At 35.7% G+C, this 18653-nt stretch carries 16 protein-coding genes and 10 tRNA genes; 2 read left to right on the top strand and 24 right to left on the bottom strand.

Annotated features, from left to right (window positions below):
* Window positions 1-31: 31 nt before the first annotated feature.
* The 19 genes from LF887_RS03670 to LF887_RS03585 all read right to left on the bottom strand — a co-directional run bounded on the left by LF887_RS03670 (window position 32) and on the right by LF887_RS03585 (window position 12412).
* Complete coding sequence (locus LF887_RS03670) at window positions 32-517, bottom strand: ribonuclease H-like YkuK family protein (protein WP_236857458.1); 486 nt, start codon at window positions 515-517, stop codon at window positions 32-34.
* 183 nt (window positions 518-700) lie between these two features.
* A tRNA-Phe gene (locus LF887_RS03665) sits at window positions 701-773 on the bottom strand.
* A gap of 33 nt (window positions 774-806) precedes the next feature.
* Window positions 807-882, bottom strand: a tRNA-Leu gene (locus LF887_RS03660).
* Between the two features lie 336 nt (window positions 883-1218).
* Window positions 1219-1290 (bottom strand) — tRNA-Glu (locus tag LF887_RS03655).
* A 723-nt stretch (window positions 1291-2013) separates the two neighbouring features.
* A tRNA-Asn gene (locus LF887_RS03650) sits at window positions 2014-2085 on the bottom strand.
* A gap of 5 nt (window positions 2086-2090) precedes the next feature.
* Window positions 2091-2162, bottom strand: a tRNA-Glu gene (locus LF887_RS03645).
* Between the two features lie 6 nt (window positions 2163-2168).
* A tRNA-Pro gene (locus LF887_RS03640) sits at window positions 2169-2240 on the bottom strand.
* A 71-nt stretch (window positions 2241-2311) separates the two neighbouring features.
* Window positions 2312-2385, bottom strand: a tRNA-Arg gene (locus tag LF887_RS03635).
* Between the two features lie 6 nt (window positions 2386-2391).
* Window positions 2392-2465 (bottom strand) — tRNA-Ile (locus LF887_RS03630).
* Between the two features lie 3 nt (window positions 2466-2468).
* Window positions 2469-2543, bottom strand: a tRNA-His gene (locus tag LF887_RS03625).
* A gap of 56 nt (window positions 2544-2599) precedes the next feature.
* A complete protein-coding gene (locus tag LF887_RS24200; RefSeq protein WP_262912507.1) occupies window positions 2600-2725 on the bottom strand; it encodes a hypothetical protein in 126 nt (41 codons plus the stop codon).
* A 387-nt stretch (window positions 2726-3112) separates the two neighbouring features.
* Window positions 3113-3241 (bottom strand): penicillin-binding protein, encoded by a 129-nt coding sequence (locus tag LF887_RS03620; RefSeq protein ID WP_236857457.1) that lies wholly within the window; start codon window positions 3239-3241, stop codon window positions 3113-3115.
* 219 nt (window positions 3242-3460) lie between these two features.
* On the bottom strand, window positions 3461-4486 hold the full coding sequence (locus LF887_RS03615; RefSeq protein WP_236857456.1) for a tetratricopeptide repeat protein: 1026 nt from the start codon (window positions 4484-4486) through the stop codon (window positions 3461-3463).
* Window positions 4473-6170, bottom strand: a complete 1698-nt coding sequence (locus LF887_RS03610; RefSeq protein WP_236857455.1) for an APC family permease — start codon at window positions 6168-6170, stop codon at window positions 4473-4475. The genes LF887_RS03615 and LF887_RS03610 overlap by 14 nt, the downstream gene beginning before the upstream one ends.
* Window positions 6160-8538, bottom strand: a complete 2379-nt coding sequence (locus LF887_RS03605) for a hypothetical protein (protein WP_236857454.1) — start codon at window positions 8536-8538, stop codon at window positions 6160-6162. Before LF887_RS03605 ends, LF887_RS03610 begins: the two co-directional genes overlap by 11 nt.
* On the bottom strand, window positions 8529-9272 hold the full coding sequence (locus tag LF887_RS03600; RefSeq protein WP_236857453.1) for a hypothetical protein: 744 nt from the start codon (window positions 9270-9272) through the stop codon (window positions 8529-8531). Before LF887_RS03600 ends, LF887_RS03605 begins: the two co-directional genes overlap by 10 nt.
* A complete protein-coding gene (locus tag LF887_RS03595; RefSeq protein ID WP_236857452.1) occupies window positions 9245-10381 on the bottom strand; it encodes an AAA family ATPase in 1137 nt (378 codons plus the stop codon). Before LF887_RS03595 ends, LF887_RS03600 begins: the two co-directional genes overlap by 28 nt.
* The gene (locus LF887_RS03590; RefSeq protein ID WP_236857451.1) at window positions 10381-11028 is read right to left on the bottom strand and encodes a hypothetical protein; all 648 of its coding nucleotides are present in this window, start codon (window positions 11026-11028) and stop codon (window positions 10381-10383) included. The genes LF887_RS03595 and LF887_RS03590 overlap by 1 nt, the downstream gene beginning before the upstream one ends.
* Window positions 11029-11257: 229 nt before the next feature.
* Window positions 11258-12412 (bottom strand): acyltransferase family protein, encoded by a 1155-nt coding sequence (locus LF887_RS03585; RefSeq protein ID WP_236857450.1) that lies wholly within the window; start codon window positions 12410-12412, stop codon window positions 11258-11260.
* 112 nt (window positions 12413-12524) lie between these two features.
* Here LF887_RS03585 and LF887_RS03580 point away from each other — a divergent pair, with 112 nt between their 5' ends.
* Together LF887_RS03580 and deoD are read left to right on the top strand one after the other, a co-directional pair.
* Window positions 12525-13376: an AraC family transcriptional regulator gene (locus tag LF887_RS03580; protein WP_236857449.1), complete on the top strand. Its 852-nt coding sequence runs from the start codon at window positions 12525-12527 to the stop codon at window positions 13374-13376.
* A gap of 210 nt (window positions 13377-13586) precedes the next feature.
* Window positions 13587-14297, top strand: coding sequence for a purine-nucleoside phosphorylase (gene deoD, locus LF887_RS03575; RefSeq protein WP_236857448.1), 711 nt, complete (start codon window positions 13587-13589; stop codon window positions 14295-14297).
* Window positions 14298-14390: 93 nt separating this feature from the next.
* Here deoD and LF887_RS03570 read toward each other — a convergent pair whose 3' ends face one another.
* From LF887_RS03570 to LF887_RS03550, 5 genes are all read right to left on the bottom strand, one after another.
* Window positions 14391-15110, bottom strand: coding sequence for a TatD family hydrolase (locus tag LF887_RS03570; protein WP_236859463.1), 720 nt, complete (start codon window positions 15108-15110; stop codon window positions 14391-14393).
* A 147-nt stretch (window positions 15111-15257) separates the two neighbouring features.
* Window positions 15258-16085 (bottom strand): SIR2 family NAD-dependent protein deacylase, encoded by an 828-nt coding sequence (locus LF887_RS03565; RefSeq protein ID WP_236857447.1) that lies wholly within the window; start codon window positions 16083-16085, stop codon window positions 15258-15260.
* 20 nt (window positions 16086-16105) lie between these two features.
* Window positions 16106-16175, bottom strand: a tRNA-OTHER gene (locus tag LF887_RS03560).
* 11 nt (window positions 16176-16186) lie between these two features.
* On the bottom strand, window positions 16187-18103 hold the full coding sequence (locus LF887_RS03555) for a hypothetical protein (RefSeq protein WP_236857446.1): 1917 nt from the start codon (window positions 18101-18103) through the stop codon (window positions 16187-16189).
* Window positions 18090-18524 carry a hypothetical protein gene (locus LF887_RS03550; protein WP_236857445.1) on the bottom strand — a complete coding sequence of 145 codons (435 nt, stop codon included), beginning with the start codon at window positions 18522-18524 and terminating at the stop codon, window positions 18090-18092. Before LF887_RS03550 ends, LF887_RS03555 begins: the two co-directional genes overlap by 14 nt.
* Between the last annotated feature and the right edge of the window lie 129 nt (window positions 18525-18653).

Genomic DNA, 18653 nt, shown 5'->3' with positions numbered 1-18653 from the left:
AAAAAATTCCAGCTTCAGATCTCCGGTTATTTTATACCATCATATCAGCACAGTTGGAACTTGCGAAAGCAAAAGGTTTTGCTTTAAACACATACCCCATTCCCAGAATATATCCCATTGCGTCTTTCAAAGCAACATTGGATTTGAAATCCGGATCGGTATTGATGTCTGCGTGTACCTCCATTTCTACTCCATAAGTTTCCAACAGAGAGCAGATAGCGTATGCGATTTCTACGGATTTGTTTACTTCATTCAACATTCGCTCTTTGATACTGATACTCTGTATTTCTCTTTCTTTTCTAATAAAGGTAAACGCTCCTTTTCCTTCACGAATAAATACTACTGCCGTAGCATAATTGATGGCTTCTCCATATACATGGGAATCTGATCCCACACATACTTTCAGACGATGTCCGTGTGCCTGTTCGCGGATAATGGCTTTTTCTACCAGCTGTGTGATAGAGTCCTGGAAAATTTTTCCATTCATATTCTGCCATGTTTGTTGTTGCGTTTCCATTTTTTCTACATATTTTTTTTGATAATTAATAAATGATTATTGATAAATAATTGACTGGCAGATTTTCTCTGCCTTTTAGCTTCTAACTTATATTTAAAATTCAAGCTTGATTTTTCATGCCTACTTTAGTTTAGTTTTTGAAACTGTAATGCTGACATTATCATATCGAAGTAAAATATTTTGTGGAACAGACAGGAATCGAACCTGTACCTTTAGTTTTTCAGACTAACGTGCACACCTTGTACACCACTCTTCCAGGGAATAACTGATAATTTTTTATCATTTATCATGGTACGGGAAGGGGGATTCGAACCCCCAAAAGCTTGATCCTAAATCAAGAGTGTCTGCCATTCCACCATTCCCGCAGTTTTTTTAGGTTTGAGAAAGCTCTGTCTATTAATAAACTATGCCAATAGTATTTGTTTTGTAAAGATCTTCTGCTCCGGACAAATCTTTCTCTTTTTCCTAATTTTTATAAATACTGATTAATAACCGTTCAACAGTTATCACCATCTACTTCTATTTTTTATTTCAAGAAAGAAAAAGGCTGTCTGTGTTTATATTTGACTAAAGATCTTCTGTGCTTGACAGACCTCTTCTCTTTTCTTGTTTTGTGTGAATGGTGACTGATCAATTTTTTCTAATCTGAACTTTCATGGTATTAGTATTAATTCAAGATTGACCAGTTCATTCACATCCTGTACTCTATAAGGGAATCGAACCCTTATTTTCTGCTCGAAAGGCAGGCGTCCTAACCGTTAGACGAATAGAGTAATAAACCAACTGACCAGGAATCGAACCTAAACAACAAGAGTACATTTCCTGCATGCTGCCATTACATTATCAGCGGTATAGTGGAAGTAGCAGGATTCGAACCTACTCAGCAATGAAGCAACAGATTTTAACTTTGTATTTCTTCATTTTTTTAAGGAATCGTTCAATTCGTTCCTCATATCAGTCTGCCCCGACTCTCCAACGTCGGCGTACTTCCGGTTTTCATGAGCAATCAGTCATTTTTACAGCAACTGATTTTTCGATGGAGTTAATAAAGTTTGTCTTAATTTTTTTTTAATATAAGAACTTCTATGCTCGACAAACTTTTATTTATTCTCCGGAACTAATCTCATTTTAGTTATTTGAGATGGTTATGGGATTCAAACCCACTCAGTTTATACAGCGGTTTTGCAGACCACCCCGACTCTTCCACTTCGGCGAACCATCAGATTGATTATCAATTATAATTTGTGAGTACTCTTTTCCCCACTTTTATTATTTCATAAAAAATAAAGCCTGTTTTAATTTTCGTTTGATATAAGAACTTCTGCGCTTAACAAGCTTTATTTTTACCTAAAATTTTATAAATGATATTTTTTAATTCTAACTGTTTTTTAATGAGATCAAGAAAAGTCTGTCTGTATTTTTCGTGTTTGGCGTAAAGATCTTCTGCTCTCGACAAACTTTTTCTTTTTCTCCTGAAACAATTAACATTTTATCTGCGATTTTGGAAAGATTCGAACTTTCAACTTCCGGTTTAACAGACCGGTGCTCTGCCATTGAGCTACAAAATCTTTTGTATTCCATAAGGGATTTGAACCCTTGTCGTTCGGTAGAAAGCCGAATGCACTTACCACTATGCTAATGGAACAAATAGTCTGAAAAGCAAGATTCGAACTTGCGACCTCCCGCGTCCAAGACGGGTAAACAACCACCGTTATCTTTCCAGCTTTGGGGTTCATTTCCATTTCTTTTCCGGGAGACAGCCGGATCGGAAGCTTTCCATGAACCTTTCTTTTGTGATTCTGAGAGGATTTGAACCTCTAACCCTGGGTTTAGAAAACCCATGCTCTATCCAGTTGAGCTACGGAACCATTTTGTAATCTCAGAAGGAATCGAACCTTCAACCTTCGGTGTATCAGACCGATATTCTAACCAATTGAGCTATGAGATCTACTGGGGGTATCTTCGGGATCGAACCCTGTTCTCCGGTTCCACAGACCGGCGCTTTACCAAATAAGCTAAAGAAACCAAAAAAAAAGCGCCTCTTTTCGGGAGGCGCTTCATATATTTTAACGTAAGAGATCATTAGCTGACCCACGTATATAAGCACCTTTTATCCACCATTTCATTGTCAAGAATACACAGACTTCCTACCGGCTCCTGTCCGAATAGTCCTGAATATTGATTGAATATGCTATGTAATTGCTTCATTTTATTTTTGTTTGTTTCTAAATTATTTTTAATTGAATCCTGAAAACCTGTTGCTTTCAATTTTCGGTTGCAAAGTAAATATGATTTTTTTTAACTCGCAAATAAATATCAAATATAACAAATTGAAAATCAGTTAATTAACCCCTGTTTTTAGAGTGTAAAATTCCTCTCCGCAATACTTTGCGGATGTCTTAATTACCTAAATGACTGTCTCTCACCGGGTTACTTATCACTCTATTTTATCGTATTAAAGTTTCATTATTAATTAAAAAATTTTCATGTTTATAGTTATTTTTTTTCATTCTAAATAATTTCTGACCTAAAAAACAAAAAACGCCTCGAAAAATCGAGGCGTTTCTGCAGTATTTTGATTAAATTTTTACAAGTTTACAGTAAATAATTTCCAAAGTCAGCACATTTCGCCTCATTCCATATCATCCAATCATATCCGAACAATCCTTTGTTAGAAGGACTTTCGAATAGTTCTGCATTGATATGTGCTCTTTGTATTGTCATAATTTTCTGGTGCAAAGATAAATCTTTTTTGTTATTATTTTATAATTTTCACAACTCTGGGTAATACAATGATGTGCTTCAAAGCTCATTGTTATCATAAAAAGTTAAAATTATAATTCAGTTTTTAAACTCAAAGTTTTAACTTAATTGTATGGTATTTCAGGACACTAAAAAAATCAATTTTTAATTAAAGTAAGCTTGTTACTGAATGGTTTAATCTTAATTTCTGAACATTTTGTTACGTCCAGTTTTAAATCTGGAAATATCTTTCAGGATTACTCCATCATCCGGATTAAAGTATTTCAGCTCATTAACAATTTCTGAACGGGTTCCTATTTTTTCAGCAATAATCTCATATGCGATATTTTTGGTCACTTCCTGCAGTTTCGGATCTTTTCTAAATTCATGTTTCATGGCATCCAGATAAGTGGTCTTCCTGTAATCAGGAGTTTTTCTGTATAAATCACGAATTTCTGTTTTCAGCTCTTTGATATCAAAAATATTAGCGAAATAATTATTCAGACAATTGAATGCATCTTTATCTTCTTCCCAGCCTTTCAATAGTATTTTTTGGGCTTCTTCTGTTTTTTCCATTTTTTTACGATATATCAAAGAAGCTTTTACCATCTGGTTATTGGCTGTATAATCATCAACAACCATTTGATAATAAGTATGAGCATTTTTAAGATCATTGATCTCTTTATACAGATCGCCTACCTTTTCTTTTTGTTCCATTTCTTTGTACAGATCGATGGCTTTTTTGTATTGCTTAGCCTTTTCATAGCAGACTGCAGCATCGGATTTATTTTTCAGTTTCTTAAGATATACAACGGCTGCTTCATTATAAAATCCGCCATCTTCCAATGTTTTGGCTCCTCTGTAATTATCCTGAAGAAGGTTCATATAAACTCTTGCTGCTTTTTTATAGTCTTTCTCAGCAATATATTTTTCGGCAAGTTCTTCATATTTGCTTCTGATTCTGTCGAAAAGCGCATTTTCCAGATAAAAGCTTCCCCCGCTGCTTCCTCTTTTTCCTGAGCTGCGTTCATTTCTCTCTTTAGCTTTCAGGGAAGTGATGACAAGGAGTATGATAAAGACTACTACTAAAAAAATAGCCAGTGTTCCAACTACACTCCAGAAACTTTCATGGAAAAGCTGTGCTGCGATCCCGATGAGCTTAAATATGGCCAGCAGTACAAAAGCGGCCATAAACTTGTCTATAAATTTCTGTTTATTCATCATCATCTGAGTTTAAAATGGTTTTATCTTCTCTGAACAGACGGTAAAGCAGCAACATTACTCCTATAACAAGTGCCCATACAAACCAGTTATATCCAAACATTTTTACTAATGGGTAAAACAGATAGATCAGCATTGCGATAAGTATTGCTATTAAAATTAATTTCACCCATCCCGGTACATGATCACCACCCAGGTTTACGGATTTATTTTTAAAGAAAAAGGAATAAAATCCGACTGCAGCGATCATAAAGATAATCATATACAGGATATCAGTAACCGGAGGTTCTTTTTTTAGTGGAGAGCTATCTGTACTCATTCCTTTTACTTTAGATTTTTTGACTGATGCTGAAGAAGGATCTGCATTATTGAAGGTTCCGTAAAGTTTTCCAAGGGAATCTTCCATTAAAACCTGCTTTTTCTTTAAAATATATTTCACAACATCTCCATTTACAGGCTGTCCTCTGGTATATTGTTTCAGAGAATCCGAAATTCTGCGTTTCAGTTGTTCCGTTTTTCCGGCAACATGTTTTTTAATTTTTTTAGTATAAATTGTTTTGAGAGAATCTCTGCTCTGCTGCTCATTATTACCCAGTTTATCAATATCCTGACCTATTTCGCCCACGCTTCTTCCTCCGGACTTTTTATAGTTTTCTCTTTCTTTTTCGTTTCTGGATTCTACCACACCTGCGGTAATGAGTTCATTGGATAGTTTTTTTCTTTTCTGATGGTAAATAGAATCGATTTTGAGATCAATTTCTGAAATTCCAGACTGAAAAGCAATCATGTCTGAGGGAGCTTTTACGGCATCTGTCACAACAGTTCCTGAAGAAACACCTGTTTCTGCCTGTCCAGCCTTATCTTTTTCCGATGGCAGTACTATTCTTAAAAGAATCGCAATAATAATAACTGCCCAGAATATTCTACGAAAATTTCTTGTACCGGCACTCTCTTTTTTACCATTAAAATTCCCTCCAAACAATCCTCCCAGCCAGGTAAATTTTCCAAAGCCATCTCCTCTGGAAGTTCCCATGATATCTAAAGGTACCCCTAGTTCTATGGCTCTGTCAGGATATTTTTCAATATATTTTAAATATTTTTCTATTTCCTTTTTATTTCCTGCCATTACTTTCTTCAGGTCAAAAGGCAGGTTGTTCATCCATTCTTCTTCTGTCTGAGATGGCTCTAGTGCCTGAAGTACTTTTTCATCATCCATCTCAACGGTATAGCGGTCTATTTTCTGGGGAATGACAACTCCGTTCAGTGGTTTTCTGATACTTCCATCTGTTTTTTCAGGTTCTTTTATTAAGGCTATCCAATCAATTTCTTCGGATAGTTTTACCAGTCCAAACTCAGGATGCATTATCAAAAGAAATTCGTCAAGCAGTTCCCAATCTTCCTGATTGATCTTAGGATAAAAAGTAGTGTTTTCGGGAATAAAAAATCGGTGATCTACACACTGGAAATAAGCATTTTTTCCTATTTCCTGGGGAGCGTGATCATCAAAAACAAGAAAGCACCCATATAACTCATTGGGAAGATTTGCCGGAATAGCATAAGATTTTACTCCACTCAGTTTTATGCTGAGTTTTTCCATTTCCTGAAGCCATATCACAGGGGAAGAGCCCCTGATCAAAAGTCCTCTTCTTGGATAATTATTTTTCGGGAAAGGTTTTATTCTAAGTTCCATAATCCAAGATCTGTTCTATAAATGCTTTTAAAAACCGGGAACGCATATCTTCCATTGTTTTTATTTTCAATAAGGGATGTTCCGGAAGATAATATTCTGTTCCTCCGAACTCAATATAGGTAGCCAGAGACAGCAGGCCATAAGTGGTAGAAGGGATAAAAAACTCTTCAATTCCTTTGTTACTGCTTCTGAAAATAAGCATTCCCCGGGCATCGGTAACAATTTCACTTCCATCTGGAAAAGTAAATTTATTTTTATCCTGTTCTGCAAGTATGATAATATCAGATTGGTTCTTATGGAGGGTCAATGCGTTCTCATACAGGCTTCCTAATACATTGCCGGAAATGACAATATTATGATTTTCGTTGATTCCTATTTTGGTAAAATTACTGATAATCTTTAATCCGTTTTTATTTAGTTTGGCAACCTCTGCTTCTGCTTTTGTATTGTTTCTTTCGAGCTCTTTGTCTTTTCCGGAAATAGTTTCAAGGGAAATATTTCCATCTATATTTATTTTGTAATACAGTGGATTTTCTGGCTGATGCAGATAAAAGTTTTTACTAAAATAAATCAGCTTGTATGAATCGGGAATATTCAATCCGGTAAGATTCTGTTCTGAATATTCTTTGGTATTAATATTAAGCTTAGATACTAATTTTTTATCAGGCTGATATTGGCATAGTATAAAATGCTGTTGTTTATTTTTGGCTAAAGCAAATTGTCCTCTTGGTTTTACAGAAATATTATCAAACAAAACTTCACAACCATGGAATGTTTTATAGTAATCATAGGAATTTCTGTCGTAATAATTATCAGAAAGGTAGGTTTTCAGCAGCTGCTTTTTGACACTCAGAATATAAAATTCTCCTTCATATAGAAACTGAGCAATTTTATTAACCGGCGTTGGAAAGAGGATCGGATAGTTTTGCGGAAGGTCGGTTTTCTTACTGTTTACATTATTGACTGTTTGTTTTTGTCTGGGCGGATTAGCCCACAATTCCTGTAATGGCAGTTTTATTTTCTGAATATGCTTTCTTGTTCCTTTATGGTGTTTATAAAAATTAATTTCCCCATCTGAAGCGGTTGTAACCAAAAATCTGAGACGGTCTCTATTTTCATGAATGACCTTCTGAACCTTTTCATCAGCTATATTTTCCTGGTGGGTAATAAAAAAAACTTCAATATCTTTTTCGGAATGTTCTTCTTTAAAAAATTTCTCCAGTGCTTCTGAAACTTCCAAGACAGGACTTACCTGATTCAGATTTTCAACCACCTCTTCCACTTTGTTTAAAGAGATAGAAATTTCTGCCTGGCCGAGCGCAAATACTTGGCATTCTGAATGGGCTTTCGGATGTTTGATAATGGCAATAGCTGATGCAAAAGCCAATACTTTTGGGGTTCCCCAATTTCTAAGGGATGTATCGATAAGGATAATTCTTTCGAAAATATTTTCTTCAGGCGGTATTTCTCTTTGAATGTAAAGAGCTTCATTATTAGCTACACGATTCATAAAAACCTCATCTTCATTGGCAAACTCAGACAGAAGCATTCTGTTGAAATCACCTTTATTTGTCATATCCGAGATTCCGCCAATAGGCTGTTCTCCCGGAGAAAGATGGCGCATCGGAATTTTCAGGCCGCTCCAGATTCTTTTGATCAGGCTGCCCACCTGAAATGTTTTGGGTTCTTCAATGAGTTCTCTTATAAAATCTTTATCGGCATCTGCTGTTGCTTCTTCCTGTACAACCTCATCATCCAGTTCCGGCTCTTCAATAATACCTTTCATGGCATCAATGATAGATTGTACAGTTGGAAATTCCCTATTGAGATCTAAGGCGCTCAAATCTCTGTTTAGAGCAGTGGGGTTTGCATTTAGCTTTTCCGCACACCCCGAAATTTCATGTGGCCTTTTATAATAGATTTTCAGAATGGCCTCTGCATTCACGGAAGATATTCTATTGTGTCCATTTTTAAACAAGGTCTGCAAAAGAACAACTCTGTTCTGCTTTTGTTTATAAACTTTTGGAAGCAATTTTATCTTTTCAAGGAATTTAATTTCTTTTTCAGCATTGAAATCAAAATTCCCTATTCTATAAAAATCAGCAGTACGTCTCAACGGGCCTTCAAAATCTATATATCCATCCTGCATAGCATACAAAACCATCAGCAATGCCCCAAATGGAGGCCATCCCTGCGGTTGAAGTTCTTTTAGGATTTCCATTATATAGGGTCTGTAAGCAATAGCTCCTACTCCCGGAACCGAGAGAAGGTTATTTTCATGATATCCGGAATCTCCGGGAACATCTTCATCAGTTTTCCATTCCCAGAAGTAGTTTTCATAGGACTGGAAGTATACCTTTAATTCCATTCTTTAGATTTTTGAGTAAGACGAAATGAACTTATGGAAAGCTCTCGGAAATCTGATTTTTTTATTGAAAAATAGCTTCCGTTTTCATCCCATAAAAGCCATCCATCTGACTCTTTATTATACCTTTGATGCAGTAATATACTTACATTTTTAAACTCAAAGTCTAGTCCGGAAGGCAGTAAATGCCCATCTTTGGTCCAATATGTTTTTCCCGGAAGGCTTAATAATGGAGTTCCCACAAACAGGGCTTTATCTCCTATGACTACCCATTGTATTTTTTCAAGTTTAAATTTAGGTATTGCAGCCATACTTTCTTTAATATCAGCGATGTTGCACAGTAAACCTATTACCGGTTTTTCTTCATCACTTTGTATAAGGCTGATCTGAACTTTCTCACTGATTCCGAAATAGTTGTTATTAGAAACCGGCAATGTAAGTTTCAAAGCTTTATCAATAGGTATCCAAAGCAAGGCTGTTCTCATCTTTTTACTGGGAACCAAAGCGCCTTTTCTAAACAGAAGTCCGTCGCGCAGCTCATACAGTACAAAGTCAGGAAACTGGTGTATTTCCGAAGATACTGCCTGCTCCTCTGTAAAATCTTTCAGCCATATGGTGTCATCATCCAAGGCGATCTGCACATTTCTCCAGTCTCTGATAGATCCCAGAAAATCTTCATTGGCACGGGGAAGTTCTGCCCAGAATTCTTTTATATGCTTTGAAGAATCTTCTGCCATAAGGTTTCTATTTCTTGCTGAATATACTGCTTCTGCTCCGGATTTCTGATCCAGTCACAACGAGTTTGTAGATATCTTAATTTATCCTTGATCACGTTTTGCTCTTCAAAACTCAACACTCCCTCATTCCATTTATCTACAAGGATTTTCACATCTTTCATCACCTCTTCCGGATTGGGGGTCTTATTCTGCATAGCCTGAGGATGAGACTTTGGATGATCATCTTTCTCTATGGTTCTGTTAATAATTCCTTCAAGAATTTCAATTTGCTCCTCTGTATCCCAGATGTGTTTTAAAACCCAAAGATCTGAAAGCACAGCTTCATTTCTTCCACAGATCAGGGCACTTGCAGCAATTAGGTTTTGAAGCTTCACTGCTCTACGGTCCGAGATGGCAATTCCTGTATTTCGTAAACTCATGATGGTATTCAGATAAACTTCATAGATCGGCTTAAGATCTACTGTTCTGCACAGATTCTGAAGTTCCCTGATCTCATCTGCATGAATTTGCGGAACTTCTGTTTCCTCTTCGTTATTTTCAAGTTTTCTTCCTGCCAGGAGAACCTGATACAGTAGTTCAGGATTGACGTAATCTACATTAATTCTCACAAGGAAACGGTCGAATAATGCATTTAGAGCCTCATCTTCCGGAAGTACGTTACTTGCTCCTACAAACATTAGTGTAGGTAAGTGTTTCGTTTCTTTTCCTCTTTTAAATATTTTTTCATTGAGGGCCATCAGAAGCGAGTTCAAGATAGCGGAATTAGCATTGAAAATTTCGTCCAGAAAAACCAAAGAAGCTTCAGGCATCATCCCTTCCGTGTTAGTCAAAAGCTCTCCTTCCTTTAGTTTCCGGATATCAAAAGGACCGAAAATCTCATTGGGTTCTGTAAAGCGGGTTAGCAGATATTCAAAGTTTTTGCCGTCTTTTACCGTTTTTGATAAGGTTCTTACAATCGCTGATTTTGCTGTTCCCGGAGGCCCGTACAAAAACGCATTTTCTCTGGCCAGAAGGCAGATTCCCAGTAGATCCACCACATCATTTTTACCTACAAAAGTATCTTTTACGTAGGTAAGGACTGTATTGAGTTTATTGATATTCTGAGTCATTAGTTTTCTTGAGTTATTATTTTTAATTCTTTCCAGAATGTTTCTTTATGCATTCCAAATTCTGCAATGAGCAGTTTATTGATGAACGGAATTTCCGCCAGTTTATAATCTCTTTTTTCAACGATTCTTTCCAGGTACAGTTTCCGATATGTTTTATCTTCAAGTTCTTTTTCCCAGTTGATATTTTTAAGATCAAGATCGTATCCGATTCCGGAATAATGAAATAGTGTCAGAATATCCTCAAGTATGGTAATGAGCTTATCTTCAGAGTCTGCAATATTTAAAACAAGAATGATCTGAGGTAAAAACCTTAATGACAAATCAGCAGATAATATAGATGAAATATTTCTTACTCCTTTAAATTCCGGAATCAGTTTGTCCATATCTTTTGCTGTATTTTCTCTGATAAGGTGCAGCTGAGCACTATGATACAAAACTTTTGCCGCCCAAACTGCTGTTTCTTTACTACAGATCAACTGATCAGACAAAAATTCAAGTCTTTCTTTTTCAAACTCGGTTTCGAAATAATCTGCGGCATCCAATTCTTCTTTTAAGGAAATTTCATGTAAACTTGAAAAAAGGGTAATGCATTCATTCTTCCTGAGTAAAAAGATTGTATCTAAAAATGGGGATCCTGTTTCCATCATCTAACAAAAATAAAATTATTTTGCAGAGAATACAATTTTTAACTAAAGGATTGGCAATAAAAGACTGTTTATTGATTTAACCTTATAAAATTGCATAAAATAAAGTCTTTTTTAAGAATTAATATAATAGTAAATAAAACAGAGGTTCTACGTAATAAAAAACAGTTCACATGAAAAATGTGAACTGAGAAGCCAACACCAGGTTGTGCTTTGAGAATTAAACTATTTCTTATTTTCCTATTTTATTTTTTACAATCAACTTCGTGTTCAGCCACTTTCTAACCGGAATATCATAGAATCTCATGAAAAGGTAGGCAAGAATGACAGCAATAATAACCGTTATTATTCCCATGATCAATGTTTGTGGCTCTTCCAGTGTATGTTTGCCGTTGACTACCCAGGCCATATAAACATAGACTAAAGGAAAATGAGTAATATAAATTGGATATGAAATGTCACCTAAAAATTTGCATAAGTGGTTTGCTCTCTCCCCTACAACTTTTCCGCCTGCACCCAGCAGTATAACAGCCGGAAACATGATCATTAATGTAAAACATTCATAAAAAGCGTTTTGCCAATGGGCTGTATTTCCTCCTAACCGGGGAAATGCAAACAGGATAATCAATATAATACTGGTCGTTAAAAAAGCATTTTTTGTATATTTTAATTGAACTGCTCTTGCTAAAAAAATCCCCATCAAGAAAGGAAATGCTAATCTTGTAAAGCCTATTCTCATTTGAGTGGCATTATCTATAGACCAGCCACCAATGATATCTCCATTTGGATTAGTGAATGCATACTGAATGGTAACTCCCGCAGAGATCAATACTAAAATCCCCAACACAATTTTTGAAACTTTTCTTAAAAAAAGTGCGTAGACTATATTGGCTATATATTCAAAAAACAATGACCATGCAGGTCCGTTCAAAGGATGCATTTCGTTCCATCCCCGTATGTCTAAACTTTTGCCTACAGGAATCACTGTCATTCCTATAAACATTACCAATAGCAGCTTCCAAACCGGAGTGGCAGCAATTCCTCCCCAGCCCAGGCCTTCGGAATGCTGAAAATAGAATAAAATGCCCCCTACTAAAGATCCGATGATAATCATTGGCTGCAATCTTATCAGACGGCGCATAAAAAAATCTTTTAAGGTCATCTGGTTCCAGCGGTTGTCATAGGCGTAACTGATTACATATCCGGAAAGCATAAAGAAAAAATCCACCGCCAGGTATCCGTGATTAATAATTTGTTGGGTATGATCTCCATTTGAAAATGTTTCAAAAACGTGAAAAAAAACGACCATAATTGCCGCTATACCACGAAGGCCATCCAGAATTTCGTAGTGGGGTCTCGATTGAGAAATGTTTAAAGTTTGATTCATATTGTCTTAAAAAGATACAATACAAAAATAAAATGTTCTTCTTCAACAATATTGTTCTATATTTTTTAATTATTGTCTCATATTTGCATTCTGGCAATTTCACTTTATCACAATGAAACAAAATTTAAAATATTATCCAAAAAATAAAACCAGCACCTTTCATTTTGATCATGTGCATATTACATGGGATCAACAAGTGCCGCTCCATCAACAGCAAACCTGGGAGCTGTCTTATATTTTGACAGGAAGCGGAGTAAGAACGATTGGAAATGTTATTGAAAATTTTTCAAAAGGTGAAATTATTCTTATTCCCCCCAACATTCCGCATTGCTGGTCTTTTGACAAATCGGTACATGATGATGAAGGTAAAATTGAAAATGTAACAATAGTTATAGAGAATGATTTTTTAATACACTGTAAAAGTCTTTTTCCTGAATTATATTATAGTATTTCTGAGCTTCAAAGTAATGAAAATGCAGTATCATTTGAAGGTGAACTGCTGGAAAAGTTACAGATCTTAATGGCTTCCATGATTCATCAGAATCCTATTGAAAGACTTTCTTCTTTTATTCATTTATTACAGGTAATATCTTACTGCAAGGAAATGCATATTGTAGGGCGGCCAGTCATTGAAAACAGCAAAGAACGGAAACTTCAGGCAATTCATCTTTTTGTATTAGGAAATTTTCAACGGCATATAAGTCTTGAGGAGATTTCAAAATCGATGGGAATGCAGAAATCGTCATTTTGTGTATTTTTCAAAAAAATGAACGGCCAGTCTTTTTTCTCTTATCTTACCGAATTCAGGGTTGAATCTTCCTGCCAAATGCTGCTAAAAACAAAATTATCTGTTGCAGAGATCTGCATTGCCTCAGGTTTTAATGATATCCCATATTATAACCGTGTTTTTAAAAGGATAAAAAATACAACACCAACGCAGTATAGGAAACAAGTTGAAGAATGAGCCTGCAATTTTTCTTTGTGAACAGGCAGCAGTAAAAAGTAGAAAATAGCTTCCAATAATTAAGAATAAATAATCTCCGTGGCCTCTTTACAGGTCTTAAAAATCTGTAAGGCTTCACGAAAAATCAAGTGTTAAAAAGTTGTTTATACCTATTTCTGATGACTCAGTCAATCTAAAAGTTATTATCTTTGCCCCATTCAAAATAACATTATGAGTATTCACATCAGTGCAAAAAAAGGAGAAATTGCTAAAGTAGTATTGCAGCCGGGGGATCCGCTTCGTGCACAGTATATCGCTGAAAATTATTTAGAAAATGCGAAACTGGTAAGCAAAACCAGAGGAATATTTTATTATACAGGTCTTTATAAGGGTAAAGAAATTACTGTTGGAGCAAGTGGAATGGGTTTTCCAAGTATCGGAATCTATTCTTTTGAGCTCTATACAGAGTATGAAGTAGATACCATCATCAGAATCGGAACTTGTGGAGCCTATAATACCGATCTTAAACTTTTTGATATTTTAAATATTGAAAATGCAGCCAGTGAAAGTACTTACGCTAAATATGCATGGGGAATTGAAGATGAGATTCTTCCTCACCAGGGGAATATCTTTAGTACCATCAATGAAACGTCTAAGGAATTATCATTAGATGCTAAAGCGATCAACATCCACAGCAGTGATATTTTCTACAGAAAAGATCCTGAAACTCCTGCTATTGCTACAAAATATAACTGTCCCGCAGTAGAAATGGAAGCCTTTGGTTTGTTTGCGAATGCTCAGCATTTAGGGAAAAACGCAGCTACCATCCTTACAGTAACTGACATCATCCCAACTCATGAAAAGATTTCTGCTGACGAAAGAGAAACAGCTTTGAAACCAATGATGGAGCTGGCTTTGGAATCGGCAATCAAAAGTTTATAAGAACTAAAAGCAGACTGGCAAACATCAAATTTGCAAATATCTTTTCTGCTTTACTATACAAAAAGAGCTTTACTGTATCAGTAGAGCTCTTTTTTACAGGCTGAAAAATTTTCTAGCAGTTTCTGTAGTCTCATCTGCGACTTCGGATATACCGATTTTTTTCAAGTGGGCAATTGTTTGTGCCACATAGGGTAAAAATGAGGGTTCATTCCGCCTGTTCTGAATCCGGGGCATATTTTTCGGAAGCATAAATGGAGCGTCGGTTTCAATCATCATTCGATCGAGGGGAACATATTTGATCACATCTTCCAAATGTTTAAATCTTTTTTCATCACTGATTGCTCCGGTAAACCCCAAATAAAATCCTTTATCAAGATAAATTTTCGCTTCCTCCAATGTTCCGGTAAAACAGTGAACCACTGCTTTGGGTAATTTGGAAAGATAATCGTCTGTGATTTCGTTAAATCTCTTGAAAGCTGATCTTTCATGAAGAAAAAGAGGCTTATCAACTTCTATTGAAAGTTCCAGCTGAGCTTTATAACATTTTTCCTGAACAGGTCTGGGAGAAAAATCACGATCAAAATCCAGTCCGCACTCTCCTACTGATATCACATGATCCTGCTTTAATAGCTTTCTAAGCTCAGCGATACTTTCATGATTAAAGGATTTGGCATCGTGGGGATGAATTCCTGCTGTTGAAAACAAAATTTCCGCATATTCCTCTGCTATTTCAGCAGACTCTCTACTTCCTTTCACGCTGGTCCCAGTAAGAATCATATGTTCTACTCCATTATCCAGAGCCCGGTTAATAATTTATTCGTGTTCATTATAGAACTGTTTATTGGTCAGATTAATGCCAATATCAATGTATGTATTCATTTGTTTTACTTTTTTATGTGTTTATTTAAATTAAAAAGCAGAGGCATCAGTAGTTCTGACTGCTTCTGCTGTAAGGTAAATTTATGTATTTATAATTTCTTTTATCATTGTTTTCAATTCTGGAAGAGCAATACTGCTGCTCTCCTGTATACAGTTCAGTGTTTTAAATCCTTTAAGAATGTAATGGAAATAAGTATCATTTTCCGGATTGATGACCACAATGTGTTTTGCTCGTATTTTTACGGTTTCTACAATATTGACAGGCAATGTTGTAGATCCTGAAGTCCCAATTACAAAAAGAATATCCGTATGATCTGCAATATCATATGCAGTATCAAAGTAATAATATTTTTCATTATAACTTTCGTCAAACCATAAGGTATTCGGACGGAGCCAGTTTCCACATTTTTTACATTTCAATCCATCAATATCTTCTGGAGTCAGATCTTCGGTATATTCTTTAAATGCAACATTGTCTGGAAAATCAACCGGCCCGCTGCATTCTTTTGAACATCGAACTTTCTGTTTACTACCGTGAATTTCATATACCGTTTTCGTTCCAGCCTTTTGGTGGAGACCATCTACATTCTGAGTAATAAGCTTAAATCTATCCCCCAAAAGCTCTTCTATATCGGTCAAAGCAAGATGTCCTTTATTGGGTACTGCGTCGGCAATCATTTTTTTCCAAAAAAGGTTGTACTGCCAGACTTCTTCCGGCTCCTGGCTGAAATATCTGAAAGTTCCAAATTCTTCCGGACGGTGGAACTTTGTTCCTTTAATCCAGATTCCATCAATAGAACGGTAGGTAGGAAGCCCACTTTCTGCAGAGATTCCCGCTCCGGTAAGGAAAGTGATATATCCTTTTTTATATTTAATTATTGTATTTAAAATTGATTTTAATTCTTCCATGGTTTTAAATTTTAAAAAACAAAAACAGACCGGGATCGAACCGGTAACTTTTCCTATCGCGGAACGTTTTTCCCATTAAACTACTGTTTCTGTTATTTACATTATGATTCTGCTTCAAGAAGATCAAAATATTCTTCAGAAGTTAAAGGTCTTACATTTCCTTTCGGTATAACTTCTTTTTCCAGCTCACAAATTATAAGATCGCCCTGTCTTTTCAGACACGTTATGTGGGGAATAATGTTCTCGTGAATTCTGAATGTAGATGCTATTGCCGTTAGAGCATTATCTTTGTACTGTGGTTCTATCCATAGCCAATGTTCTTCCGAAGTAGAAGGGCACCAGCATTTCACTGCATAGGAATACTTTTCTGTCCCCCAGAAAAAGAGTTTAAATTTCTCATTTTCCACTTTATATACTTCGTAATGATTGGTTCTGCGCAGCGATATTTTATTGCCATTTTTATCATATTCAAAATAATTGACCAGAATATTCTCCTGGTTGATCTTCTTTGCTTCCAGTTTTTCCATTAATGCTCCCACACCGAAATAACTGAAGCATAAAAGCCTGAAATTTCTGTCATAATGGGTGAAAAATTCCTCATAAGTAATTGGAGTTACGGTATTCCATATTTCCTCAATAATATTTAGGATTTTCAAAAAATTAGGCGAAGTATAATTCGTCCATTCCCTTTCATAATCACGGGTTATAAAGTTTTGAAAACTCTTGTGTCTTAATTTTAAAATAGAAACCAGCTTGTGCAGCGGATGAAGAGAATGACTGGAAATAATATTAGGAAGTATTTGTGAAATATAAAAGTAATCTTTTGTGATGTACAGGTTTTCCTTCACTTTAAAATAAATCTGTTCCGCAAAATCCTCAAAACCATTTTTTTCATCATACAAATAATGACCGATCTTTTTTATTGAAGGAAGCTTTGATTCTTTTTGACTCTCATTCGTCAGACAGCCAATATATTCTAAAGATTTGAAATTAAACCTTTCATTACAGACCACACTGCTGTTAATCCTTTTTAACTTATTAAATTCACAGTATTTACTCATCACCAGATTGCCCACTTCCAGAATGTTTTCTGCAAGGATACGGTTGGTAAAAAATGATCTTTTTACCATCTCCAGCTTTGTCATCGAGCAGGTCTCCAAACCATAGTTATGAAGATCACCATTTACAATCCTCAAAACCGGAAACTTCGCCTCTGAATTTTGTCTGATAAAAACACTACCTGATTTCTCCAACAATGGAAATTCTGTATAAGAGCCTTTATTTATTTCAATATTACCAACTATTTCCTGCAGCTCAGGAAAGGAAACTTTGACATTATCAATCTTCAGATTTCCAATCATTTTTTTCAGGACCGGAAAATCATGTTTGAAATGAGCCCCGGCCTTATCACGACACTCAATTTTAAACCGTCCATGAATAAATTCAAGGTTAGGAAAAGAAACATTTTTACCATAAATATTAATCTTACCATGAATTTCCTGATGCGGAAAGGTAATATCATCGGCAAAGACATCTATATTAAAAACTCCATCTTTGGGCAGAAAATCAGCCTGATACTGATGGTTGACTGTCAACACCTTCTTTGTCCCGACCAGTTTTTTATTGGCTGAATATACTTCTGCATTCTTTAATTCAATTCCTCCTCCAATTTTTATTAAATTTTTAAATCCAAAGTTGACAATGCATTTAAAATTTCCTTTTACTGTTTCCAGTCTGTCCAGAACTGCCGAACTATGCATTGCCAAACTGCCACCTACACTTTTAAGACTGGGAAGCGAACAGTTTGCAGCATCTACGGATAGATTCCCTTTAATATTCACAAGATCCGGAAAGCGGCAGCCCTCTCCACGTACTAAAAGGTTACCTTCTATTTCTGTGAAACCCAAAGTCATGTTTTTAGCATAGATCTCTATCGACGAATACTCATCGGTAACTATTTCTCGCGCATCTTCTTCGGAGAATATTTTATATCTTTTTATGGAATTAGTCGTATGCATTTTCATTTAATTGGGTTATCGGATTATATTCCTGCTGAATATATTTTACAAAATACGGGCTCTCTATACGAATCATTTTATGCTCGTTGTGGGTGATAAAAGCATCATTCTGAATAAAAACCGTTTCGGTACTCTCATTGCGATTGATCACTTTGTAAGAGGATACTTTCATCATATGCTGATTGCTGGTTTTCTCAAGACAATATTCCATATAGTTTTCTGTGTACTCTTTGAAATCTTCAATTTTCTCCCTTTTTCTGACGATTGCTCTTTTTATAGGCACAATACCGGCAGGCACTATGACCTCAGGCATCTTTTTCTCCGACATGTGCATCGGTTTTCGGGCTGCTCCTCTTTTTATAGGGACAGGGATCTGAACTTCATCAATAATTTTGAAAAAAATTAATAACTTTTTAAGCATAACATTATTTTTTAAAGTAAAAGAAAACCGGGATCGAACCGATAATGCACTCTGTATGAATAAGTTTTTCCAGATTAAACTATTTCTTTTACTGTTTTTTATTGGAAGATAAGCGGGATTTGAACCTCA

Origin of the sequence: Chryseobacterium sp. MEBOG06 (assembly GCF_021869765.1) — a bacterium.
Classification (GTDB): domain Bacteria; phylum Bacteroidota; class Bacteroidia; order Flavobacteriales; family Weeksellaceae; genus Chryseobacterium.
This window is presented reverse-complemented; position numbering and strand designations above follow the sequence as displayed.